The organism is Mesorhizobium sp. M0664, from assembly GCF_040320565.1.
Classification (GTDB): Bacteria; Pseudomonadota; Alphaproteobacteria; order Rhizobiales; family Rhizobiaceae; genus Mesorhizobium.
Window position 1 is genome coordinate 29,041 of sequence record NZ_JAMYPW010000046.1, and the last position, 24,989, is coordinate 54,029.

Below are 24,989 nucleotides of genomic sequence, written 5' to 3' on the forward strand. Positions count from 1 at the left end.
TGGGGTACTCTGGTCCGGAGCCTAGCAGCACATTGTCGTTCCGCCGCACAAGGGTGCAGCCGGGCATATGCGAGGTATCGCTCTGCTGTTGCCGTGTCATACGTCGCAGCCGGTGGCGAAGGCCGTTCGTTGGAGACGAAGCCAGAGCCGGATGGCATCCGGGCCAATCTGCTCTTGGGCCTGGCAACCAGCTTGCTGTTGATCTTTGGCGGCGGGCTCTGGTTGGGATTGACCAAGATTGCCGGCGCGGTGATTGCGCCCGCAACCGTGGTGGTCGAAAGCAACATTAAAAAAGTCCAGCATCAAACCGGCGGCACCATCGGCGGAATCTTCGCTCAGGACGGCGATCATGTGAAGGCCGGCGATGTGTTGGTCAGGCTGGACAACACATTGACCCGAGCAAACCTGCAGATAGTCACCGAGGACCTCAATCGCGCCACCATTCGTCTGGCCCGACTGGAGGCCGAGCGCCAGGGTCTGCCGGAAATGCAGACCCCGCCCGACCTTCGCGCTCAAATGGGCGACCCGCAAGTGGCGGCACTTGTCAGTGGCGAGCGTGCCTTGTTTGAAAGCCGTGCTGCGGCGCTGGCTGGCCAGAAGGCACAATTACAAAGCCGCGCGAAGCAGCTGGAACGTCAGATCGATGGCCTCAAATCGCAGCAGTCTGCAACGGACGAGTCTCTGGATCTGCTGACCAAGAACCTTGCGGATGTCGAATCTCTCTACGCAAAGAAGTTGGTGTCCAAGGAGAGGTTGAGCAATGTCAGCCTGGACAAGACCCGGGCTCGCGGCGAATCGGGACGCCTTGTCGCAGCGATAGCAGAGGTCCAAGCTCACATCAGTGAAACGGACCTGCAGGTGCTTCAGCTCGACGAACAAATGCGGAGCGACGTGACCAACGAACTTCGCGAAACGGAAGCCAAGCAGACCGAGCTCAGTGAGCGCAAGGTGGTGGCCGAAGACGAACTCAGCAGGACAGACATTCGTGCCCCGCAATCGGGCACAGTACAAGAATCCTCGGTCCATACCGTAGGAGGCGTGATTGGCGCGGGAGAGGTGCTCATGATGATTGTGCCCGATTCCGACAACCTTGTCGTCGACGCTTCCATTCCTCCGTCGCGTATCGACGAGATTCATCCCGGACAGCAGGTGTCGATCCGCTTTCCAGCGTTCGACGCCGGCACCACACCTGCTTGCGAAGGCTCGGTCAAGCGCGTCTCAGCGGATCTGATCAAGGATCAGCAACGCCAGCTTTCCTTTTTTTCGGCGCGCATCGACGTCGAGAATGAAGCGACGTGCCTGACAGGAGAGAAAATACTCAAACCGGGCATGCCCGCCGAAGTCCACATAAGAACCGACGAGCGCAGTGTCTGGTCCTACTTGATGAAGCCCCTCACCGACCAGTTTTCCAGAGCTTTCAGGCAGTAAAGCGGTTGCCCACACTCAACCGACAGTGCGGCGGCCGATTGGATCGGGGCGCAGCCGATCTATCGGGTCGCCGCATTTTCGAGAGCGCTGCTGAATCTGACCTCGATCGTGTCTCCCGGCATGACCTCGGTGTCTTCTTGGGCAAGCTGTTTTCGCCATTCTTCGCCGACCTTGCGAATGATCGTGACCTCGGCCTGGATCGTTTCGCCGGCAACCGGCAACGGCAGAGCGGCCGCTCCCGTGGGCTGCAACTTCTGGCTGGCGGCGCGAAGTCTTGCGCTAACGTCGGCAAGACGCACGTTGGTATCCTTCAACTCAGTCAGCAGACCCATCCTTCTTTGGTTGACATTGCGTTCGTGCTGTCTGGTAAAATCGTCCTGCTGACGTCGTGCTCTCATAAGCTCAACCGACGTTTCGAGTGCTCGGCTGGAAGAAAGAACCAAAGCGCGCCGGACATCGGCAAGCCGGGTATTGGTTAGATTTCCGGACTCAAACGCTTTCCTTACGCGCGCCAGCTCGTCTTCGTCCGCCTTCACTCCATCCGCTTCGGCCTGCTCGCGCTTGAGCAGGGTCTCGGTTTGTGCAGCAGCATCCTTGCCACTTTTTTCGAGAAAGCCCTGCTCTTGCCGGAAGTTGTCCAACGAGAGCTTCAGCCCTTCCGCTTCAGCCTGCGCGATCGCCGACGCAAAACTTGCCGGCAAGGGAGATCCTTGTGGTGGCTGCATGTCGAAAGTCGGTTTGTCCTGAAGTTCGGCGCGGATGCGGGCGCTATGAAAATAATCTCTCGTATATTCCCCCCAAAGCGACTCGTAATCGCGCCGCAGATCCACCGGATCCGGGCCAACCTGGTTTGCCCGGGACCGCAAAAGGCTGAAACCGCCTGACACGGCAATCGCCTGCCGCACGGTCATCAGCGGGCGGTAGGCCTGCTGTCCGGGAGTGAGCACGTCGCCGGTCACATAGATCGGCCTGTACTCCGCAACCACGGCGGTCACGTCTGTCGGCTTGATGACGATCATTTGCTCCCGCCCATCAGGCAGACGCTGGTGGAATATCTTGGTCGGCAAGATCGTCTGCATGCGCGTTTGCAGTTCAGCCGGAGTTAAGCCCCCCACCGAAACCATCCCGACTTCGGGAAGCGCGATCGTGCCGTCCATCTGGACCACCGCACGTTGCGTTCGCTCCGGGATGGAGGCAATTCCAATCTCGACGGTGTCGCCGGCAGAAAGTCGATAGGCGACCCGCGGTTCCGCTGCAGCAGCCGTATTCATGGCAGCCAGCATACCGAACACGACAAGAAGCATTCGATCAACGAGGACCATTGGCGGCAATCTCCTTCTGGTTCGACCGCGGCTCTTCCGGCCAATCGAGACGGGTGACGAATTCGTAGACCGGCCCGCCAGGCACGCCCCAGTTGCTCGACCAGATTACCTGCGAGCCGTCGGGGGATGGCGAGGCATGGGTCTCGCTCCAGTAATCGGACGGGACGTTGTGAGTTTGCGTGATGCGTCGAACCTCCCCGCTGCCGTCGAGGCGAAGCGCGATCACCTCTCGCGCATATGGCGCCCAGTCGGGATTGGCAGATATCTCTTCCGGCTTGCCGCCATAGCTTACGAACACCCAACCGCGCCTGTCCAATGCCCGCAGGGATGCATGCTCGGCTTCGCCAAACTTCATAAGTGAGGTGACCTTTCCGTCGCCCAGCCTCCTTTTGATGACGTGATATTTGTCAGGGTCGGACTTGCTGATGCCCACGAAAACTTCGCTGCCGTCGTTATCCACCGTCATATCGCCATGGCCGGGGCGATGATGGTCAGTCCACCTCTGCCGCAACGTCCCGTCGACGGAGAAAATAGCCCGCTGCTCTGTGTCCTCGTTCACATTCTGAAAGCACAGGATGTTCGCACCGAGCGGGGAGATCGAGCAGGCGCTGACGGTTCCGGCAAGCTGAGCAAGATCGATGTCCGGAAATTTCCGGCGCTGCTTGAGATCATAGGCAAATACAACCATCGCGCCATCCCCACGGATTGCGCGCACTGCTATGCGATCGCCGTCACGGCTGGGATTGCCTTTGGACGGCCCGAACTGAAGATCACGATAATTCGGTGAAACGAACAGGACGTCTTCGCGATTGGTCCGCGGCGCCCAGGTCGAAATTTTCCGGTCCTGAACGCAGATCATCAGATCGGCATTTTGCGGATGCCATTCGCATTCAGCCGATCGAGCACGACGGAAGAGCGGGACATAGGTCTGCCCGTCGAAAAAGCACATGCCATTGCAGCCGTTGGTGATGACGAGGAGAGTCTGGTCCGAATTCCAGGCCTGGGCGCTGGAATAACGGTGGCTGCAGAATTTTTTCTCGCATACGACTCCATTCCCAAGGGCCCCAGGCTTGGTAATGCGCATGAAAATTGTCCCGAAGGCTGGGTCGGTCGCGGGTTGGAGATAATCGGGCAAGTCCATCGTCACTGGCGCAACAAATTGTCTCGACGCGCTGCTTTGCCGACTGCCTGCCACGGTCAAATCCAACGACAAGGCAGCCGCAATCAACAGAGCCAATCCTCCCGGGCGAAAGCTCATGTCATGTAGCCCATCTCGTGTCGCACCCGGCCTTCGCTGAGGCGCCCTTGCCACCATCCGATGGTCCGCTCCAGGCCTTCGCGCAGGCTGGTCTGGGCACGCCATCCAGTCTTGCTTTCGAGGAGCGAAGAATCGGCCAGCAAGGCACGCACCTCGGAATTCTGCGGCCGCAGGCGGCGCTCGTCCCGGTGGATTGGTTTCTTGCAGCCACTCAACTCGATCACCAGATCCAATATGTCCGAGATCGTCACGGCGCGCTGGCTTCCGGCATTGTAGGCATGGCCAAATTCGAGCTCGGCGGAACCTGCGGTCAAAAACGCCGCCGCGGTGTCTTCCACGAAAGTAAGATCGCGGATCGGGCTTGTGTCTCCCACCATGATCGCCGGGCATTTCTTGTCGAGAGCCTGGCGTATAATGGTCGGTACTATGGCCCGCTCACTCTGGCGCGGGCCGTACGTATTGAAGGGCCGCATGATAACCACAGGGATGTCGAACGATCTGGCGTAGGACTCCGCCATCATGTCCGCGCCGATCTTGGATGCCGAATATGGTGACTGTCCCTGCAACGGGTGCGATTCGCTGATAGGCATTGTCAGCGCGGTGCCATAAACCTCGCTTGTCGAGGTGTGCACCACACGCTCCGTATCCCATTGGCGCGCCGCTTCGAGGACGTTGACCGTGCCCAGGATGTTCGTTTCTACATAGGACTGGGCCGCGGCGTACGAATATGGGATAGCTATCAGTGCGGCGAGATGAAACACGACCGCCTGGCCACGCACGATCCGGTTAAGGAAGGCGCTGTCACGAACATCGCCGCGGATGAGGTTCAACTGGCTTCGAATGGTGTCCGGCAAATCGTCCAGCCAGCCGTGGCTGTCGAAGGAATTGTAGAGAGCCAGCGCAGTGACGTCCGCGCCGCTACGGACGAGTGCTTCGGTGAGATGCGACCCGATGAATCCGTCGGCACCGGTAACCAGAACTTTCCTGCCCTTGTATGCCATGACCCAAGCGTTCCCCCTATGACGTGAGGCACTGACTTTGCAAATCCACGAGAGTGCGGGTGTTCCACCTGCTCTCAAGTTCCGATCGGCGACGGCGAAACCACCCCAAGCACCGCCAGCAAGCCGCGCACCATCCACACAACATCGGACCCGATCGTGCGCTGCGGATAATAGGAAAGGTCGAGCCTGGCTTTGGCAGGAAACAGAACCTGGCGATAGAACAGTAGCGGGTCCATCGATCGCGGATAGAAACGGGCTTCATGCCGGAAGAGAACCTGGGCTGGACCCAGCAAGCCTGGCTTGTATTGTAAAATGTCTTCGAAGCCCCCGCGAAAACAATCGGCGAAGGCAAGGCTCTCCGGGCGTGGCCCGATGATTGCCATCTCGCCTCTGAAGACGTTCCAAAGCTGTGGCAGTTCGTCGAACTTGGTGACCGCGAGGAACCGTCCTATCGGTGTCATGCGGCTGTCATCGGCCATGGTCAGAGCCAAGCCACCGGGGTCACATTGCACGCTGAACTTGCGAAACTTGTACATGCGGAATGGGCGAGCACCGGCCCCGACGCGGGTCTGTGCGAAGAAGATGGGCCGACCGCCTTCCAGCAGCAGCGCCACGGCAATCAGCAGCATCAGCGGGGCGAAGACGATCGCCGCGGCTGCAGCAATGACGAGATCGATTGCTCGTCTCGCAGACCCATGGGCGGCGCTCGAGCCGTTAGGCCTGTGAATGGCTAGGTCCAGGGCATTCATGCGGCTGTTCCTGTCTGAGCGCAGTTATTGACCGCTGCGGCAAGAGCGACCACCACCGTTTCGACCAAAGGTGCGGTGATCTGCGGATGCAGCGGTACAGTCAGTTCGCGCTGGGCGAAATCTTCAGTGCGCGGTAAGTGAGTACCGGGAATGAGCTCACGATAGAGCGTCATCTGGTGCACCGGCGGGTAGTGGATAGTGGTTTGTATCCCTTGCCCGCGCAGTGCGTCGATGACGTCTTGCCTGTCGGCGTAACGTGGCAAAAGGATAGGCATGATGTGGTAGGCCGACGTCCGCGGCTCGTGGAACGGGATGGTCACGGCTGGGCAATGCTTCGCTATGAGACGACGATACAGCATGACCAGGATACGCCTGATCTCATTCCACTCCTGCAGATTTTGCAGCTGGACCAGTCCGATCGCAGCCCGCAATTCGTCCATGCGATAGTTGAATCCGAGCATGGTGACATCATACTGAGGGGTGCGGCTGTTCAGCCTTTGACGTGTCCCGGTGGTCATCCCATGTCCACGCGCCTGGCGGATTGTCTCGAGCAGACCGGCATCCCTGGCGATCACAGCCCCGCCTTCCGCCGTGGTCATGTTCTTGTTGCCGTAGAAGCTGAAGGCGGCCGCGGCACCAAATGTCCCCACCTCCTTCAAGCCCGGCGCATGCGCGGCGTCCTCGACGATGTGTAGCCCCCGGGCACGGGCGAACCTCTGCCATTGTTCCCGATCGGCGAGGTAGCCGGCGAAATGAACGAGAATGATTGCCTTGGTGCGGGCCGTGCATTTCGCTTCGGCTTCCACGATCGACATCAGCGGCACGTCGGCTGACTCGATGTCGACGAAAACCGGCGTCGCACCGACATAGAGGACCGCATTTGCGGTCGCCACGAACGTCAAGGATGGCACCAGCACCTCGTCGCCCGGTCCGATGCCAAGTGCGTGCAAAATGAGATGAAGCGCTGCGGTGCAAGAACTGACCGCGACGCAATCCTCCGCATCATGAACGTCGGCAAAAGCTTGTTCGAAGGCTCGTACCTGCTCCCCCATGGTCAGCCAGCCGCTGTCGATGACCCTGGTCAAAGCAGTCTTCTCCGGCACACCCAAGATCGGGGCACTGACCAAGAGCATCACAACCTCCTAGACTGATAACTGTGGGAACCGGGCTCGTGACTTCATCATCATCATGCAGCCGTCGCAGTGACCTCGATCGAGGCCGACTGGTCTTCCCAGGAAATGGTCTGTGCGTTCTGAAAATCGTCGACGCGCCCGATATCGAGCCAGAGACCCTCATGCTTGTACACGTGCACGGTTGTGCCGTTCTGCATCATCTGCAGCATCAGGTCGTCGAACCCAAAGGGTATGCCGGATGGGATAAACTGCAGAACATCCGGGTTCATGCAGTAAATTCCCATGCTGACCAGATGCGAAAGCGTCGGCTTCTCGCGAAAGACCTGCACGGTATTGTCGACTTCGTCGATGACGCCGAAATCCATCTTGATCAGGCGACAGGCTGTTGCGATTGTCACTGGATCGGTGTGCTTACGGTGCGCTGCTACAAATCGACTGAGGCTTAGATCCGTGAGGACATCGCCATTGAGAACGATGAATGGCTCCGTCAGTTCATCCCTGATCAAAGACAGTGGCCCGATGGTGCCAAGCGGCTCCATCTCCTGCGTATATCGAATTTTCAGGTTCCACTGCGAGCCATCTCCACACACGGTGCGGATCAAGTGGCCGAGATACCCGGTTGTAATATAAACTTCCTGAATGCCGTTGCGTCGCAACCATTTCAGAAGCATCTCGAGAACCGGCCGTGCGCCGATCGGCATGAGCGGCTTCGGCAAGACCGAAGTGAAGGGGCGGAGGCGTGTTCCCATTCCTCCACATTGAATAACCGCTTTCATCCTGGTCCTCCCTTGTTCATTCGGCCTGAACGCCATCGTCACGGGCCGGCTATCCTGCCCTGGTCAGCACCCGGGAAACGCGTTCTTGTCCCCTCAGAAGAACCGGTGAGATTTCCCGTAGAAGACCGGTGAGATTACTCCACTGTCCCCTGATCCGGACATTGCATCTGGATGGTATGTGGCCGTCAGGGTGGATGTCGTCGTGCATTCGAATGGTAACAATTCAGCCGTTTTGCTGTTCTATATCTTTAGGCCTATAGCACTGCTGAACGACCGGCCGGTCTGTCAGCTGTCCAAAAGGTCAGAACGTATGTTCGACGACGTTCGGCGGGTTTCGCTCACAAGGGGCAAAAAAAGAGGAGCGTTTCCCGTCATTTAAGATTATATTAGAAATCTGGCGTTTGCGGTGTTGGGGGTGCCGCAGCGTCGGCTGGATGAATCGACGAGTGGATGGCCACGATTTTCAGGCCATTACCGTTCAATCCATTCAGATAGGCGTTGGGGTAGTTCAATGTATCGAATCGTCATCGCCGACGATCACGGCTTGTATCGTCGCGGCTTGCGATTGGCACTGACCGCAGGCATTCCAGGTGTGGAGATCTTTGAAGCGTCCTGTTTCGACGCGGTGCTCAGTTTGCTGGCAGAGCAGTCGTTCGTGGATCTTGCGATCCTGGATCTGAATATGCCGGGCCTGTTCAATCAAGAAGTGCTCGGCGGGATCCTGTCTGCCTATCCGGACACGCGATTTGCGATCGTTTCCGGAAACGATTCACGCTCGGAAATACTCACAGCTCTGTCGATCGGGCTTCACGGCTACATCGTAAAATCGCAGACCGACGAAGAGGTTGTTTTGGCCGTCAATGAAATCCTCTCCGGCCGCATCTATGTTCCTGCGCTTCTGTCACGCCCGGGAGCGACGCAAACAACCCACGCGCATACCCATTCCGACGACAAAGGCCCACAGAGGCGTACCGCTGGCGTCAACCTTGGCAGGCTGACTTCGAGGCAAAAGGAAGTCCTCAAGCTGATGGCGGAAGGCTATTCAAACAAGGAAATTGCGCGCGATCTGGAAATCGCGGAGGCGACCACGAAAATCCACGCTGCTGCGGTTCTGCGTGAATTGGGGGTACGCAATCGGACCGAGGCTGCCGTTATGCTGAAGACTTGGCTTTCGAGACATGCCAGCTAGAGCGCCGCGCGTCCTTTTGGACGTGCAAACGGCGTCGCAAGACTCCTCATGCATTTTACTGCATATCCCAAAGCCGCGGCGCAGCTTTGGGCCGACGACATTCTTGGAAGGAACCCTGCGCATCTCAAAGGCCGCTCAGCGCGACCCGCCTTTAGATATCTGCTTTGCGATTGGAGCACTGCACTACAATCCGATTTCCTTGCGTGACAGCCGCAGCGAATACCGTAACCCTTGGTCCGATATTTCCAGCCTGGGAGAGTGACCGACAAGCGGCGCTCCATCCACTCCGATTATCATGGAACCGAAGCCATGACGGACTACGCTCGAGGTCCGCCGCCGCCCCGATTCCACCCACTCGAACCCGATCTCGCTGCCTGTGTCTTCAGGTGCGAACGTCCAGCTTACGTCGATCCGGCCTTTTGGATCGCCAAGCGCTCCATACTTCATGGAATTGGTGGCAAGCTCGTGAACGATCATCGCAAAACTCTCGGCGGCGCCTCCCGACATCGTCACGGAAGGACCGCCGACCGATATGGCGCGTGTTCCCATATATGGTTGCAATTCTTGCGCAACGAGATCGTTTAGCGTCCCCGATACGCTGCCGTTGCGTGAAAGAAGCAGATGGGTTGCCTCAAGCGCGCGTATCCGGTCGATCAGCATTTCCTTGTATTTGGCAACATTGTTTCCAGGAGCATCGACCATTTTCACGAGCGCCGTGATCACCGCGAAAACGTTGCCGAATCTGTGACGCTGTTCGAGCATAATGCGCTCCCGCTTCTTTGCCGCGGCGCGCAGCAGCGTGGTTTGTCGTCTCTCGCTCAGGTCGGCGGCCACCCCAAGCCGTTGTCCACCATCATCATGTCTTTCCTCCCTTCCGCGCAGGGCAACCCAGCGGATATGTCCGTCCGGTCGGCGGACGCGTATCTCGACATCGTAATTCGTGACCGATGGTGCGGCCTTTCTCGATGCCGCCAGCTTTGGCCAGTCCGCCGGATGAACGACAGCTGACAGCTCCTCCAAACTGCGGCTATTGGCCTGGGCCAGGCCGAGAATGTCCCAGAACGTGTCCGAGCCCGTGACTACCCCGTCTTTAAGGTCTATGCGCCACGTGGCCAAGCGTCCAGCAGACAGAGCGAGGTCCAGCCATTCCTTCTGGGCCCGAAGCGCTTCGTGAACAGCGCGTCGTTCCGAAATATCGTCGACCACCACGAAGATGCTCTCCGAGAGGCCACCCTCGGGCACGGACGAAGAAAGCGTTAGCCTGGCCCAGAATGCCGTACCGTCCTTTCGTGACAGACGCACCTCCGAAACGAACGAAGAAATGTCATTGCCCAGCCTCGCCAGCAATTGCGCCAAGGTATCCCGGTCGTTCGGATGGGCGAGCGTATCAAGCTGTAATTGGGCAAGCTCCTCCTCCCTGTACCCGGTCATCTCACAAAGGCGTCTGTTGGACTGCAGCAACTCACCTTTCTTGTTGGTGTTCGCGAATCCCATGGCAGCACGTTCGAAGGCCCAACGATAGCGGCTTTCGGTCGCCTCGACGGCAGCGAGCCTGGCCTCCGCGACTTCCAGCAACTCACGCAAGTCCTGCCGCAGACGATGGAAGGTCATGGCAATCACGCCACCCGAAACCAGAAGCAGGATTGCGCGTGCCCAGTCTCCACTTGAAATCTGATCGTGTCCTCGTGCCCACAGCCCGACAGCAACCATCAGAATGGTCGCAGCGAGCGCAGGTACGCGGTCTTCGAGATAAGCGATAATAATAATAGCCGGAATAAATTCCAGAAAACTTGCGCCTTGCCCAATATAGGCTGACGATTTTATTTCAAATATCAGTGTGGCAGCTAACACCGATGCAGACGCAATATGAGTTAGCAATCTGCCCGACGGGTTCGAATTCGACCTGCGCGACTGCGAGCTCATGGACACAGACTACAACCTTCTGACTAGCCCGTCGAGACTAGAGCAAAAAACGTACAGCTTAGTACCACTGCCGGATTGCCATACCGCTATCATAGCGCGCATTTTATCGGACGCAGCGGGGCCTAAGAGCTGCCTTAGAACTGTCGGATCATATTAAGTTTTCAAGGTGATGATGAACGTATTATCCGTCAGCGCATAGAAGACTATAATCCAGCTACACATAGAAGACTACATGAATCCCGAATACTTATTTCGGGCGTGTGAAACTTTGGGTTAGGGGTAGAAAATGAATCTGATCGATAGACAGGTCGATGCTTCTTCGAACAATCGGTATATTGTTACGAGGACCAAGTATGATTTTGAAGCGCGGAATACGCGGCCCTCTTCTGGTCACCTTCCCGATCGCGCATCGGATCCATTGGGCGCAAGGTTCGGCGAACCAAAAGGCCGCAGTCTGGAATCCATAACCGGCGTGCTTGATCGCATTGGCTGTGGCTATCTCGTGTTGAATCGCGAAAGAAAAGTAGTCGAGTGGAACGCAGCCGCCCAAACCACGCTTGAGCGCCAGGGCGAAGCGGCCGACACGGCGAGCGGACTTACGGCCGCCCTAAGGCGGCTGATCGCGAATGTTCCGGGCCAATTCCTGCCGGGCTCATTGTCTTGGGTGGTGATCCGCAGCAGGGGCGACCGACCGGTGATACTGAACGAGAACGGCGTTATCGCTCCCGACGGAACAAGCATTGTGGCGCTGCTGGATCGCGACAACAGGTCGGGGCCAAATCCTCGGACGCTGCAAAGAATGTTTGGCTTGACGAGCGCAGAAACGCACCTCGCCTTGCGCTTGGCCCAGGGCGACGCACCTTTGGAGATCGCTCGCAGCTGGCGTCTCAGCCGCACCACGATCCGTTCCCAGCTTGCCTCGCTGTTCGCCAAGACCGAAACAAAACGCCAGGCGGAACTGGTGGCCCTTCTTGGGCGTATTTCGGTCCTGCCGTAAGGGCCGCGCAGTTGTTGGGGTCTAGTTGGCGGCATCCACATGCGACGGGGCTTGGTCGACCGGTGCTGGAGGCCGTTCCAACCTAGCTTGGCAGGTCACGTTGCGCAGCGCGTGGCCGGCGCCTGCTCACCTGTGCCGACGCCGACGCCCCGGCACATAACATCCCGGCACAATTGGCCGGGATCTCGGAATAGGCAATTCGACACTGTCGAGTGACGTCGAAGGGGCAAAAAATTGGATCATGATTTAAACGGTGGTTCCGTTCTTTCTGCGGAAAATATGGAAACCGCCCGATCCCGGTCAGACCGCGCCGTGAAGGAACTCGTCCCGATAGGACCGATCGTCGTCACCGGTGCTGCAGGCTTCATTGGTTTTCACGTCGCCTTGCGGCTTTTGCGTCTGGGTGCCGAAGTCATCGGCGTCGACAATTTCACCCCCTACTACGATCCACGACTCAAGGAAGCGCGGTTTGCACGTCTCTGTGCCGAGCCGGGCTTCACTTCGATGCGAATTGATCTGGCGGATGCCGCCCGCGTTCAGTTGCTGTTTTCAGAATTTCGCCCCTCACACTTTGTCCATCTCGCGGCTCAGGCCGGCGTGCGTCATTCACTTGCTGACCCGCATTGCTATGTGCAATCGAACATAGTGGCGTTTCTCAACGTCCTTGAGGGCTGCCGGCACTTCGGCGTTAGTCATCTCGTCTACGCTTCGTCGAGCTCCGTCTACGGCTCAAATCGAACCACACCGTTTTCTGAGCATCACGGCGCAGACCATCCTGTCAGTCTGTACGCCGCAACCAAGCGTTCAAACGAATTCATGGCGCATTCATACAGTCATTTATTCTGCTTGCCCGTGACCGGACTGCGCTTCTTCACCGTTTATGGCCCCTGGGGCAGGCCCGACATGGCAGTCTACATGTTCACGCGTTTGATTATCGAGGGGAAACCAATCGAAGTAGCCAATGCCGGCCGCGTGTGGCGAGACTTCACCTATATCGACGACGTCGCTGAGGGGGTGGTTCGAGCACTCGCTGCACCGCCGCGACCCGACCCGGGTTGGGATTTTCTTACCGCAGATCCCGCCACAAGTTCTGCACCGTACCGCGTCTATAATATTGGCAACGACCGGCCGGAGGAGATTAACCGGCTGATTTCGCTCATCGAGACCGCCCTTGGCTGCCGGGCGATTCGCGTGGAAGTGCCTCTACCACCGGGCGACGTTCTGGAGACTCGCGCCGACGTGAGTGATCTTCGTAACGCTGTCGGCTTCGCCCCGGCGACAACGCTCGAGGACGGAGTGCAACGCTTTGTCGAATGGTACCGGGACTTTCATGGAACGAACATCGCAGCCAGCACACAGCAACAAACGTTAATGCATGTGTAAGCCCACCGTGTAATCCGCGCCTTGTCGGAGCGACGAATCCACGCGTCGGCCATCCTTGTCGCGGCTGCTGGTCTGGTCAAAAGATCCAGTTGGTACCGCATAACGTGACGACGACATTCCCGAGCATCGATGCCCGCGCGATCCCCGCAGAAATCAGTTCATCGCGGGCAAGTCCAACGAGCGGTCTCAATTTCAGAGCTGCAGTTGTGCCCCGCCCGGAGCACAAAGAATTCGCTACATCGCCGCTCCGCCGAACGATGTCATTCAGATGGATGATGGTGACGTTCAGGCCCCATCGTAAGCTCCGGTCAACCGCATTTTGCCTCCTCGGAATCGCGAGCTCATGTCCCAAAGCTACTTTCTGAGATCCAGGACGGTTCCTACGGTCGAGAAAATAATCACCCGTGTTCCTCCAAGCCCGATCGGCAGTATTCTGCGCGCGGCAGGAGGCGTTTCGGCCATGGCGATTGCCGGTCAGTTGACTCTCGTCGCCGCTATTCCCGTTTTGGCCCGGCTCTATTCCCCGGCAGATTTCGGGATCTTCACGATTTATCTTTCGATCGTAAACATCCTCGGCGCGATCGCAGCACTGCGTTTCGAGGCCTCTCTCTATGGTGTCAAGGACAATGCGCGGGCGTATGTGACTGTTAAGCTCATTCTCCTGGCTGTGTCGGTGACGAGTGTCCTCGCCTTTGCGGCAGGATTGCTGTGGGCGAGCATCGCTCCAGCGCGGGTCGGCCACCTCGCCTGGCTCGTTCCACTTGGGATGGCGGGCGCAGGTCTCGTCGAAGCCATGAACTGCTGGAGCCTGCGCGCAGGCCTGCTACGAGACTTCGCCCTCGGCCGGCTGATCTTGCCGGCGACCATGGCCCTGCTGCAATTGATTTTTGGGCTCGCCCATTTCGGAGGTGAGTCGATGGTACATGCCCATATCCTGAGCCAATTCATTTTTATCGGACTCCTCGGCTCTCGGATTCTGAGCTGGAAGGACTTACACGGCGTCGCCCGAGCGCCGTGGCGTACCGTCTTTGCCGTCGCCAGGCGAGAATACAAGTTTCCGTTATTTGACATTCCCTCAGCTCTCGCGAGTTTCGCCATTATCAATCTTCCCGCAATACTTGTTGGTTCGCTGTTTGGCGCCGCTTTTGCGGGTTACCTGGGAGTGGCAGCGCGGCTGGTGACTGCGCCGGTCACGCTGATCGCCACCCCGCTCAGCAATGTTTTTGTCTCCGAGGCGAACAAAAACAGTGATCGCAGACATCTGCTCGGCACCGCACGCGGCCTCTTGATGCTTTCAGCCTGCCTCACTGCATTGCCAATATTGGCGCTTGGCCTGGCTGCACCATATATTGTCGTCCCCCTGCTGGGCCCGCCCTGGGTTCCCGCCGCAGACATTATGACCGCGCTGGCGTTCATGGGGGCTGCGCAGGCGTTGGCGACGCCGCTTCAAGATGTCCCAGCTCTCCTGCGCCGGCAGGAGCTACGGCTTCTCGTCGACGGCGCGCGGACGGCGCTGGTGTTTGGTCCGCTTCTTGCCGGTGCTGAGGCAGGTTGGGAACCACTCAAGGTCATTTATCTGATGGCGGCCGGCGGCGGCGTCGGGTTTGCACTGAAAACGGCGGCCTCTCTGTATATTTTGAGCCATGCCATTAAACCAGCGGGAGCTGCCATACCAAAACAAGGTCATCATCTCGAGGGAAAAGCACCATGAAACAATCGCAGCTTGATCAGCTCCAAACGACCGCTGTGGTTGACCAACATCATCGCGCTGATGCTTCGCGACTGCGCCCTTTCATTTCAGTTGCAATCCCAACCTTTCGCCGACCGGACACGATCCGCCGGGCAATGGATAGCATTCTGAGTCAGAATTTTTCCAGTTGGGAGTTGGTCGTCAGCGACGACGAGGGCCGGGACGGACCGACTTGGGCAATCGTGGCCGAGTATGCGCGGACCGAGCCTCGCATCCGAATTGTCGAAAACTGCCGGGGCCGCGGTCAGGTAGAGAATACCAACAATGCCATGCTCGCTTGCGCCGGAAAATGGATCAAGCTGCTCCATGACGATGACTGGCTCGCCCCGGGCGCACTCAAGACCTTTGCCGAGGTTTCCACCAAGCATCCCTCAGCTGCATTCATGACCTGTGCAGCCAATATAATTGAGGACGATCGGATGAAATTCCGATTGCCACCGCAGGGGCGGCAACGAATTTCCGTCTACTCAAGCCAGCAATGCCTGACGGACCTCTATCTGGTCCGCACGACGCGGAGCCTTGGGATCATCCCATCGACGCTTTTGATCAACCGCGACGTCATTCACGCGGGTTGCCTGATGCGCGCCCATAATTCAATCCCAGCTGGAGTCGACCAGCTGTTCTTTGTCGATCTGGCCTGCCACGGAGACATGGTCGCGATAAACGATGGCTTGATCTTCTACGACGCGACGAACCACCCGAGCATCACTACAACCAAGAGTTTCGATGAGGTCGATCAGGTAACGCTTGCCGTCAAAGAGCTTAACTGGAACCTCATCGAGGATCGTAAACATCTTCCCTGCCCTGAGACTCTGTTACGGGCGCTGCGGGTTGCTCGTCTTCCCAGCAGATTCCACCAGCAACCCTGGCGGGCGACGATCCGAGATGCGATGCAAATTCTTCGCCCGTCAGTTATGAAAATAGCGAGCCAGCACATTCTTACTTACGTGTTCGCGATCCGCCCGAGACTGGGTCGATTGCGTAGCCTGAGACGATTTAGCTTCTGAGCATGGCGGCATCGTCGAGCGCGACGGCGGGCGGGCTGGGGCGCATCATATACCGTCGAAGGCGGCTTTCCTTCGGTCTGGCCTTTAGGGGTAAGCGAGATGACCATTTGTCCGGCGTGTGCCAGTGTATCAACCGCGAAATTGTTCGAAGTGACAGCAGATGAGGCCTCTCGACATTTCATCAATCCGCGTCAGGACCCCGATCGCTCTCGAAAATTAACAAGCCACCTGTCGGATCTCTGGGGCAGCAACACATGCGATATCCGCAAATGCGCAGATTGCGGATTCGGTTTTGCAGATCCCTTCGTCGCTGGCGGCGTTGAATTTTATAACTTAGCCTGGGCGTACCCTTCCTATCCGACCATGAAATGGGAATATTCAAGGACTATCGAAGAGCTCGCGGGCCTGAAGACTGGCGGAAAAACTGCCCTCGAAGTGGGGTCTGGGTTCGGATATTTTCTCGATCGCATCAAGAATAAATTCTTCCATGTTTCCGACATCTCTGCGGTCGACTACAACGAAACGGCGAGGTCTGTACTGGCGTCGAAAGGCTTTAAGACCTATTCAGGCGATTTTCGGATGGACAGCTTCGATTCTATGAAAGAGTCCTTCGACTTTATTTTCATGTTTCAAGTCTTCGAGCATATGGACCAAGTGGACGACGTTTTTGCTCGATTGAAATATCTTTTGAAGGCGCAAGGATCTGCCTTTATCGCCGTGCCAAATGAAAACAGAACTTACTACATGGAGTCCCATGGCTCGCTCATAGACATGCCACCAAACCACATCGGCCGATGGACGAAAGAAGCCTTCGATGCCATATGTCAGCGGCACGGCTTGCAATTGAGCAAGTGCGAGCGGGAGCCGTTCAATCTCGCCAAATTCCTGAAACAAGACATCGTCCACAGCTTTTTCCGAAAGGGAGAGAAACCAGGTAGCGTGAGTGAGTTCGTGCGCGCCCTGCCGCGAAGCAAAGCGCAACGGATTGCGCAAGGTTTGACTGCCCTTGCGATTTCACCATCGCGGTTGCCGGCATGGGCATACGCGGTCAGGAATGCATCGACGATGGGGGGGAGCGCACTCTGGGCAAAGATCGACAAAGTCTCGTCACCTGCGCTACGGATTCATCGCCAAGCCAAGCAGCGATGAGCGGGTCCGCGTGAAGGGTGATTTCGACACCACTAGGCGCGCGGTGAACGCCAAGCAGACGAAGGACGGCGTCAGGCGCGTTGCCTCAGATGGGGTCCGGAATTCATGAATGCCCGTCCGGCGGCTCCTGGCCGTAGGTTCCGTTGTGACACTTCGGACCCACGCTCCGGATGGATCTCTCCGCGACAACCCCAGCTACTGCCGGATGGCCCGCGCCCAGCAGCCGATCGGCGCAGCGCCTAGCGCGGTGATTTTCAACCAAGCGGGAAGTGCGCAACAACAAGAGCCGCGCTCGTCATGTCCTCTCCAGCAAGAGGTCAGCGCTGTCCCCGAACCGGTAACCAGCGTGCTTCCTGAGATTAACCTTCGTGAGAACGCTTGCGACGGGGACCGAAGCTGGTGCATCGCCCGCAAGCAGGTCCAGAACGCCTCGCGCGATGCTGCGTCGCGTTTTCGCCCAGCGAACGGCGAAAAGAACCACGTCACCCCAGCCTGTCAGGAGCCTGGCCTCTGGTCCCTCAAGCCCCAGCGGTCCATTTATGATGACGACCCGATAGATCGAGTGCAGTTCATCTTTGAAAGGGGAGCCGTCGACACTGGACAGCAAGGGCAGCAGATCCTCCGACGGTGCGAGCGCCATGAAGTCGATCCCGATCGCCGACATTCCTGCTATCGCATCGTGCAGTGCACAACGGTCACTCACATAGTCTCCGAAAAAATTGTGCGGCTTACGTGCGCTGAATTCCTTCACAAACTCGCCCGTAAGGCGGTGGTCCGTGCGGTCCAGATCAATGAAGAGTACTCGCCCTCCAAGTCTGGTGGCCGCCAAGGCCATGCTCCATGCGAGCTCGGTCTTGCCATCATCCTCACCGCAGGATGTTATCAAGATTATGTTCGAGTAATCCCTTGCCTGTTGGGGCGCCGCGGCGACAAGCAGGGACGTCACGGCGCGGCTGTATCTGCACCCCTGCTGGCCTGAAACCAGCTGCTGCAGTCGCTTCGCGTGCGTTGTGGGAGCCTGGGGTATTAGCCCGAGGCACGGAACCTTGAGCGCTGCTTCAGCTTCGGCCTCTCCGCGCAAAGTGCGATCGAAGCGTTGGCGGACAAGTATGAAAATCCCTCCAATCAGGCCAAACACGACCATGCCAGGCGGAATAAGAAAAATTGGCGAAAGAGTCGTTGGATTGGTAGGGGGCCACGCCGCTGAGAGAAGCCTGACTCCGGGGGATGGACTTGCAATACGCCGCATCAAGTCCTGTTGCCGGGTCAAAAGGTCGTTGTAGCGCTGCGTCAGGATGCTGACCTGCGGCTCGAGAGCACGCAGTCCGGAAAGCCGGCCGGCTGTATCGGCCACAACCGCATCTAGGACATCCTTACGCTTTTGCAGCGCCGCAATCTGGGAGCGATAGATGTTTGCCTCAGCAGCGACGCGGGCGATTTCTTGTTCGATCTCACGATCGATCGCATTTGTGACATTCTCATCTGCCGTGCCGTTGGCCTGGCCTGCCAAGAGATCGGCCAGCAAGGGTGATCCGATGGCTTCGGCTACCGAGGCAACGGGCGCGCCCCCCTTTCGCAAGTCCTGAATGTGTTGGAGTCGGGATTCCGTTGCGGAGAGGTCCGCTTTCGACAAGGAAATTTGCTGAGTGAGTTCGGCTGTCTCCTTGGCAGCATTGTCCGCCGCACCTTGATCGACCGCGCCATGGCTCAACCGATATCTCTCCAGACGATCGGTCGCTTCTGCCAGACTGCTTTGTATAGTCGGCAGCCCGGAGACTATCGAGTCGAGTTCCAGCCTGTCCGACGCTTGGCTTTTCCTTGCCAGATCGCCAATATACACTTCGACGAACGTGTTGGCGATCAGAGCGGCTCGCGCCGGATCGTGATCGGTGAAGCCGACACTGATAACTCTCGATCGCAGCTCCTGGCCGATCCTCATACCTTCACGCAGCACCTTGAGTTCAGCCGCATCTGGCGCCGCCGGCGTGCTTCGCGGCCAAATTTTGGCCAGCAAATCGGCTGGAACCGAGCGCAAATTCAGCGGCTCGACGCCAACAGGCTTCGGAGGATGGTTTCCGGTTCGAGCACCAGCCTGTTTAGCACCATTGGCAGCATCCGTTTTGCGCAGCGCTGCCACTACGCTTCGCAGGTGGCTTTGCGATGAGAGCATGGTGATATGGTCGTCAATGCTGGAATCCAGCTGATCCTGAGCAGAGATCAAGCCGCCGGCAGGGGCTGCTCTACTAGGTGCGTCGACGATTACCTGCGTGGTGGCCTCGTATAGGGCAGGCCGTGCAAGCCCTCCAAGCGCGGCCAAGACACCGCCTGCGACGACCATGGCCAGGAGGAACCACTTTTTTCTTGAGAGGGTAACGAGGAGCTGATGGAGCGGGGTTTGCGTGTCCATCTGCTCACGTAACGGCCGTTTCATGCGCGGAGTGATTTCGCGCGCAGGCAAGTGCATTTCGGTAACGTGCGGAAGGTGGATGCGGCTAACTATGGACCCTTCCATCTTAATCTCCTGTAAGTTCGGGCACGCGAGAACCCGTTGCTGGCGGCGATGGCCGCCTTGCCTCGTTGTGCCAGGCCTGGAACATCAAAGCCGGCCACAATTCGCGAGAATGGTCGTGCCTGCCATCGACGTGACCGCGCCAGCACGCATCCACCTTCGCAAGGTCGAAAATTCCGTCTCCGGAGATGCGCATATCGGCGACAAGATCGTTTGCCCAACTGAGCAGCGGGCCCCTCAGCCAGACTGCTATAGGAACATCGAAACCTTGCTTTGGCCGCTCGATCAGTCGCTGCGGAACGTACCGGCGCAACAGCTGACGAAGGATCCACTTACCTTTGCCATTACGAACCTTGGTATTCGTCGGCAGGCGCCAGGCGAATTCGACAACCCGATGATCGAGTAGCGGGCACCGCCCCTCGAGGCTGTTGGCCATGCTGGCGCGGTCCAGCTTCACCAATATATCGCCGGGCAGGTAGCCGTCCATATCGTCATACAAAAGACGGGACAGCAGCCCATCAAGCCGGTGCTCGACGTGGATTGATGAGGGGGGCTGGTGCAGGCTGAGGTTCTCGGTCGACGATCTCGTCAGTCGCCGAAACAACTCGTCCTCATCGGCTGCAGCGAGTAGCTGAGCGAGGCGATCCAGCCGGTCGCCCCGCAGCGCATGCCGTGCACCCTCCGAAAGCGGCAGCTTCCCGACGAGATCGTGACGGGCTGCACGGGCCAGTAACCCAGTGCCTGCCGCGAGCGCCCGACGCAGTGCCGACGGCAGAGTATGCTGTCGTCGCAGGCGGGCAGCCATGAAGTGGCGGGCGTAGCCGGCGAAGCATTCGTCGCCACCGTCACCCGACAGAGCCACCGTAACGTGCCGGCGGGCGAGCCGCGCCACCAGCAGAGTTGGTATCTGCGATTCGTCAGCGAAAGGCTCGTCCCAGATCTGCGGCAATTCTGGAATGACTTCGCGCGCTACGGCAGCCGAAAGGTGGAGTTCGGTATGGTCGGTGCCCAGATGCCGCGCGACTTCCGCCGCGTGGGGAGCCTCATCGAACCCGCCCTCTCCGAAAGCGATCGTGAACGTGCGCACCGGCTTGTCCGATTGAGCCTGCATCAGGGCTACAACCGTCGAGCTGTCTATTCCGCCCGACAGGAAGGCCCCGAGCGGAACGTCAGCGATCATGCGCTCCCGAACGGCAAGTCGAAGCAGGCCATCCAGTTCAGTGGTAAGTTCTTCGTCACTGCCGACGACCTGCTCCGCCCGCCCTTTGGCGGCGGTTTCGGCTAGCGACCACCAGTATCGAATACGATGCGCTAGCGAGGCGGCACTTCGCGACGCGGCGAAGTCAGCTGCCGTCACCGACAGGACCGAACCCGGCGGTAATTTGAACACGCCTCGCCAGATGCAGCTGTCATCCGGTACCCATCCGTTCGAAAGCATCGCCGCGGCCGCATTGATATCGAGCTCCTGACAAAAACCTGGAAAACGGGTGATCGCCTTCAACTCAGAGGCAAAAACAAGCGCATCACGTGTTGAGGCGACATAAAGCGGCTTTTTGCCCATTCGGTCGCGGGCGAGATGGAGCGTCCTCGTCTTCAGATCCCATAGTCCTAGCGCGAACATGCCGGCGAAGCGTGTGAGTGCTTTTTCGAGGCCCCAATTCTCAATAGCGGCAAGCATGACCTCGGTATCGCTGGTGCCCCTGAAATGACGACCTGTACTTTCCAGTTCGCAGCGCAGATCGCGGAAATTGTATATTTCGCCGTTAAACGTAATGACGTATCTGCCGCTTTCGGAATGCATTGGCTGGCAGCCCGCCTCCGACAGATCAACAATGGCCAAACGCCTGTGACCGAAGGCAAGCCCGGCTTCGCTATGTATCCAGAATGCCTCGCCATCCGGTCCGCGGTGACGAAGCGCGGCCGTCATTTGCTCTATTGCCTTGAGCGGCTTCGTGTCGGCTGAATCGGGGGCAAGAAGAATTCCGGCAATACCACACATGCCATTAACCCGGATTGTTGGAGATTGCAGAAACTGCTTTCGGAGCACCGGCGACAAGGCAGATGGTCAGCGCAAACCACACGATCGGGTGACGGATGATCAGGTGCGGCATTCCGAAAATAGCGATTGACACCACGAGCGCTAACAGCGCGTCGAGCTTCGCACGCCATACCGACACGATGGCGGCGCTGACGATCCAGACCAGCGCCAGAACCGCAATAAGTCCACCTTGAGTGTACAGATCGAGGATCGTGTTGTGAGCCTCGAAGGGTCGTTCCAAAAATTGCGATTCGAACACTGATGGGCGCTCGAGATGCGGACCTGGACCAAGGCCCAACGACCCGGATTCCGCGCCCTTCTCTATTGCTTCGTCCCAGAGATGCACGCGGAGTGCGGCGGTTTCGGCAGTGGCCTCGCCGCCCTTGTCCTTGGTCAGGCCCTTGGCGAAGTTTTCGAGGACGCTCGCCTCCGTCACGGCGTAGGGGGTTATCGCGATCGCCAACGGAAGGATACCGACGAGCAACAGGAGGACGGCTTGCCGTGAAAAGCTGCCCCTATTGCCACTGGTCTTGAGCCATGTCCTGATCCGCAGCCCGAAGAACGTCAGGCAGGTCAGGATGCTGGTATACAAATAGGTATCGCTCTTTGTCAGCCTCCCGACATAGAAGGTTAGGAACAAGCTGGCGATCCCAAGAGACCTGCCCCATCGATTGCTGGTGGTGGTCGCAAGATGCAAGGCTAGCGGGCCAAAGATTGCGCAGTAGAGCGCGAGCTGGTTTGGATTGTGCGACCAGCCGCGAAAGCGGTCCCAGTACCAGGGATCGACGCCAGCTCGGGGGATCCAGCCCCAGCCTTGTCCCAGCTGAATGGCAAGGGCCATATTCGCGATACCCACGACCCACCAGCCAGTACGACGGAGATGGCGGTCGGCCTCGGGTTCTGCAGCGGCAAGGCAGGTGACGCTGACCAACAGCAGGTAGGCCATCGTATCGTGCATCAGGCCCGTCAGATATAGAACTGTGGTCAGATAGCCGACAACGGTGCCGACCCCCAGAGCCAGCGCCATAATCGTCCAGTAGCTTGCAAGGAGTGTCAGCGCCGGCCTGGTCTCCAGGCGACCGCCGGCAAGGACGCGCGCGATCGACAGCATGATCCAAAGCACGAGGAACAGTTCGCCAATCCCCAAGGGCGACCCAGGAATGTCGAGTTGCTCCGCATAGGTCGTTGCGAGCCCGCAGGCCAGGATCGCGTCCCGGATCATCGGCGCACATCCAATCTACCGCTGACAGCATCGTCTCTAATTAAGATCGGATACGCCGGTCGGGCGAGGCCACCGTGGGATTTGGCGCCAAGGATATTTTCGTACAGATCGCAATACTGAGCGACCACCCGCGGCAGCGCGAACTGCTCACGGACGAGTTCGACAGAACGACCGCCCATGATTTTTCCGTGACTGCGGTCGGACAGGATGTCGACTATTCGAGATGCAAGGCCATCGGCGTCGTAAGGTTGGACTAGGTAGCCGTTCCATCCATCCTCGACCACCTCATTGCAGCCGGGCATCTTTGAGGCGACTATGGGCAATCCCGCCAGCCCTGCCTCGAGCAGGACGCGCGGGATTCCTTCTCGATATTGTGTGGGGAAGGCGAACACGTCGGCCATGCCAAGAAGGGCTGGAACATCGCGTCGTGGGCCTAGCGCGATAATATGAGGAGCGTGTCTATCGATTTCCGACTTGTCGACTGCAAATGGACCTTCGGACTCCCAAGGGCCGACAAGCACGAAACGCGCATTAGGCCTTTTAGAAAGGACGCGGGGGACTGCTTGGAGCAGCGTCGGGATGCCCTTCTGGCGGGTTAGCCGGCCCACAAAAATTACGATCTCTGCTGACTGGAGCCCGAGTTCCTGGCGCATTTTCGCCGCCGGCGGAGCAAGATGCCTCGCCATAGCGAACGCATCGACATCGATGCCAGAACTGCGGATCACTCTTCCGCTGCCAGGTTCAATCAATCGAAAGCGCTTGAAGAAAGCCTCATCGTCCCGATTCTGAAATACCGTCGCTGCCGTCCAGAAGGAGGCAAGCCATTGTAGTCCGCAAAAAATTGGACGTAAGGCCAGAGCCCGCGGTTCCAACGATGAGAATGTCCAGCCCAGGCCGTTGATCGTGCGCACGACCGGGACCGTTCCGCGCACCGAAATGGGTGTCAGCAGGTTAGGCTTGGTATCGAAGCTTTGGACGATGTCAGGCCGGAGTTCCGCAAGCAATTTCCGAATCGCTCTTACAGCGGTCCACTCGCCAGTGCCGCTGGCAAATCGGTCGAAACCGTAGCGACGATGCGGAATGCCATGCCGCAAAAACGCAGCCTCATCGCCGGTTGAAACTGCCGTGACCCGGAAGCCGCTTTCGCGCAGGGACATTAGGAACGGAATTCTCAGGGCGTGATCTTCGCCTCCGACACAAACGAGATGCGGATTCATCCCGAAGCTCCCGTCCGTGCGCCGTGTTCCGGTCGCGTGAAGTAACTGCCTTTCGCATCTGCTTTCATGGTTTTGCTTCGTTACTTCTGTGCGCGTGAAAGGATACGGTAGGAGGAGGCTTGCATACTGTCCTCGTCTGTTTGAATGAGGCAAACTGCATGGGGATCACGGCCTTACGGGTATCGCGAACCACCTCGACGGCATCTGGTGGTGCATAGGAACGGGTACGCGGATGAATTGCGCCTCGAACACTAGGGGTTCGGCCAAGCCGGACTTGCAACTGATAAGGCAACCGAAGAAAGCGCTTCCCACAGTCGTGCGTTGTACGGCTGCTCTACGCTGGGCGCGTCGGATTCCTAAGCGCCCGGTCCGGGTTCGCGCCTCAGCTTGTCCCGCTTGTGCTACCAGGCATGATAGTCGACCCCTCAGCCACAACTCCTGGCGCAACCTGCCTCCTTGCGACCAGCGGATAAGCCGATTCGACCGTACCGATGCCGGCAACCTGATCTGCCGACCGATTTCACGCGACGAACGCGGGGACGCCTACGAATTATCCACAACTAATTGGTTGCGGGAGTGAGACTGTGGAGGGGTCTGGCTCTTAGGTGAACGTCTGTCTGATCTCTCAATGCGCGGGTGAACAGTTAGATAGAAACATAGTTTACAAGTTTATTTCAGCGATCTGCAAGATACGCTCTAGATATTAAACTATCTGTCTTTCAATCTGACCAGATGGGCTAGATAAACACGGCCCTTTGATGGGATCATATTCTTGTTACTTATTTATTATGTCCATGGAAGTTACTCCTTCCGTGCAGCATTCCTATTGGCGATCAACCATTCTATCAGAGCCTGCAGGTATGTGATTTGGCGCTAATATACACCCTCTAGTAGGCAGACATCCGCGGGGCGCTATCGAATCAAAATGAGGGATTATG

Annotated in this window: 18 protein-coding genes; 7 read left to right on the forward strand and 11 right to left on the reverse strand. The window is 58.1% G+C overall.

The window, feature by feature from the left end; genetic code table 11:
* The first annotated feature begins 129 nt into the window (after nucleotides 1-129).
* Nucleotides 130-1,428 (forward strand): HlyD family type I secretion periplasmic adaptor subunit, encoded by a 1,299-nt coding sequence (locus NKI39_RS27925; protein ID WP_352472472.1) that lies wholly within the window; start codon nucleotides 130-132, stop codon nucleotides 1,426-1,428.
* Nucleotides 1,429-1,487: 59 nt separating this feature from the next.
* On the opposite strand, the gene NKI39_RS27930 is transcribed toward NKI39_RS27925, so the two are convergent.
* The 6 genes from NKI39_RS27930 to NKI39_RS27955 all read right to left on the reverse strand — a co-directional run bounded on the left by NKI39_RS27930 (nucleotide 1,488) and on the right by NKI39_RS27955 (nucleotide 7,667).
* Nucleotides 1,488-2,750, reverse strand: a complete 1,263-nt coding sequence (locus NKI39_RS27930; RefSeq protein ID WP_352835883.1) for a polysaccharide biosynthesis/export family protein — start codon at nucleotides 2,748-2,750, stop codon at nucleotides 1,488-1,490.
* Complete coding sequence (locus NKI39_RS27935; RefSeq protein WP_352835885.1) at nucleotides 2,737-4,008, reverse strand: TolB-like translocation protein; 1,272 nt, start codon at nucleotides 4,006-4,008, stop codon at nucleotides 2,737-2,739. Before NKI39_RS27935 ends, NKI39_RS27930 begins: the two co-directional genes overlap by 14 nt.
* Nucleotides 4,005-5,009, reverse strand: coding sequence for an SDR family NAD(P)-dependent oxidoreductase (locus NKI39_RS27940; RefSeq protein ID WP_352472469.1), 1,005 nt, complete (start codon nucleotides 5,007-5,009; stop codon nucleotides 4,005-4,007). The genes NKI39_RS27935 and NKI39_RS27940 overlap by 4 nt, the downstream gene beginning before the upstream one ends.
* A 74-nt stretch (nucleotides 5,010-5,083) precedes the next feature.
* Nucleotides 5,084-5,758 carry a sugar transferase gene (locus NKI39_RS27945; RefSeq protein ID WP_352541723.1) on the reverse strand — a complete coding sequence of 225 codons (675 nt, stop codon included), beginning with the start codon at nucleotides 5,756-5,758 and terminating at the stop codon, nucleotides 5,084-5,086.
* The gene (locus NKI39_RS27950) at nucleotides 5,755-6,891 is read right to left on the reverse strand and encodes a DegT/DnrJ/EryC1/StrS family aminotransferase (RefSeq protein ID WP_352472522.1); all 1,137 of its coding nucleotides are present in this window, start codon (nucleotides 6,889-6,891) and stop codon (nucleotides 5,755-5,757) included. Before NKI39_RS27950 ends, NKI39_RS27945 begins: the two co-directional genes overlap by 4 nt.
* A 53-nt stretch (nucleotides 6,892-6,944) precedes the next feature.
* Nucleotides 6,945-7,667 (reverse strand): nucleotidyltransferase family protein, encoded by a 723-nt coding sequence (locus NKI39_RS27955; RefSeq protein ID WP_023675619.1) that lies wholly within the window; start codon nucleotides 7,665-7,667, stop codon nucleotides 6,945-6,947.
* A 511-nt stretch (nucleotides 7,668-8,178) separates the two neighbouring features.
* Between NKI39_RS27955 and NKI39_RS27960 the strand changes: the two genes are divergently transcribed.
* On the forward strand, nucleotides 8,179-8,856 hold the full coding sequence (locus NKI39_RS27960; protein ID WP_023675618.1) for a LuxR C-terminal-related transcriptional regulator: 678 nt from the start codon (nucleotides 8,179-8,181) through the stop codon (nucleotides 8,854-8,856).
* Nucleotides 8,857-9,039: 183 nt separating this feature from the next.
* Here the strand turns inward: NKI39_RS27960 and NKI39_RS27965 are convergent, their stop codons facing one another.
* The gene (locus NKI39_RS27965; RefSeq protein WP_352821425.1) at nucleotides 9,040-10,779 is read right to left on the reverse strand and encodes a PAS domain S-box protein; all 1,740 of its coding nucleotides are present in this window, start codon (nucleotides 10,777-10,779) and stop codon (nucleotides 9,040-9,042) included.
* 286 nt (nucleotides 10,780-11,065) lie between these two features.
* Here NKI39_RS27965 and NKI39_RS27970 point away from each other — a divergent pair, with 286 nt between their 5' ends.
* The 5 genes from NKI39_RS27970 (at nucleotide 11,066) to NKI39_RS27990 (ending at nucleotide 17,065) form a co-directional block, all read left to right on the forward strand.
* Nucleotides 11,066-11,776, forward strand: a complete 711-nt coding sequence (locus NKI39_RS27970; protein ID WP_352472466.1) for a helix-turn-helix transcriptional regulator — start codon at nucleotides 11,066-11,068, stop codon at nucleotides 11,774-11,776.
* A gap of 279 nt (nucleotides 11,777-12,055) precedes the next feature.
* Nucleotides 12,056-13,159 carry an NAD-dependent epimerase gene (locus NKI39_RS27975; protein ID WP_352472521.1) on the forward strand — a complete coding sequence of 368 codons (1,104 nt, stop codon included), beginning with the start codon at nucleotides 12,056-12,058 and terminating at the stop codon, nucleotides 13,157-13,159.
* 460 nt (nucleotides 13,160-13,619) lie between these two features.
* Entirely contained in the window at nucleotides 13,620-14,870 is a 1,251-nt protein-coding gene (locus tag NKI39_RS27980; protein ID WP_352472465.1) for an oligosaccharide flippase family protein, read from the forward strand.
* On the forward strand, nucleotides 14,867-15,916 hold the full coding sequence (locus tag NKI39_RS27985) for a glycosyltransferase family 2 protein (protein WP_352472464.1): 1,050 nt from the start codon (nucleotides 14,867-14,869) through the stop codon (nucleotides 15,914-15,916). Before NKI39_RS27980 ends, NKI39_RS27985 begins: the two co-directional genes overlap by 4 nt.
* A 99-nt stretch (nucleotides 15,917-16,015) precedes the next feature.
* Nucleotides 16,016-17,065 (forward strand): class I SAM-dependent methyltransferase, encoded by a 1,050-nt coding sequence (locus NKI39_RS27990; protein WP_352472463.1) that lies wholly within the window; start codon nucleotides 16,016-16,018, stop codon nucleotides 17,063-17,065.
* A 295-nt stretch (nucleotides 17,066-17,360) separates the two neighbouring features.
* Here NKI39_RS27990 and NKI39_RS27995 read toward each other — a convergent pair whose 3' ends face one another.
* The 4 genes from NKI39_RS27995 to NKI39_RS28010 are packed head-to-tail and all read right to left on the reverse strand — an operon-like array spanning nucleotide 17,361 to nucleotide 24,051.
* Complete coding sequence (locus NKI39_RS27995; protein ID WP_352472462.1) at nucleotides 17,361-19,577, reverse strand: GumC family protein; 2,217 nt, start codon at nucleotides 19,575-19,577, stop codon at nucleotides 17,361-17,363.
* Between the two features lies 1 nt (nucleotide 19,578).
* Entirely contained in the window at nucleotides 19,579-21,573 is a 1,995-nt protein-coding gene (gene asnB, locus NKI39_RS28000; RefSeq protein ID WP_352501443.1) for an asparagine synthase (glutamine-hydrolyzing), read from the reverse strand.
* A gap of 4 nt (nucleotides 21,574-21,577) precedes the next feature.
* Nucleotides 21,578-22,834 (reverse strand): O-antigen ligase family protein, encoded by a 1,257-nt coding sequence (locus tag NKI39_RS28005; protein ID WP_352835890.1) that lies wholly within the window; start codon nucleotides 22,832-22,834, stop codon nucleotides 21,578-21,580.
* Nucleotides 22,831-24,051, reverse strand: coding sequence for a glycosyltransferase (locus NKI39_RS28010; RefSeq protein WP_352835892.1), 1,221 nt, complete (start codon nucleotides 24,049-24,051; stop codon nucleotides 22,831-22,833). The genes NKI39_RS28005 and NKI39_RS28010 overlap by 4 nt, the downstream gene beginning before the upstream one ends.
* Nucleotides 24,052-24,989 lie beyond the last annotated feature (938 nt).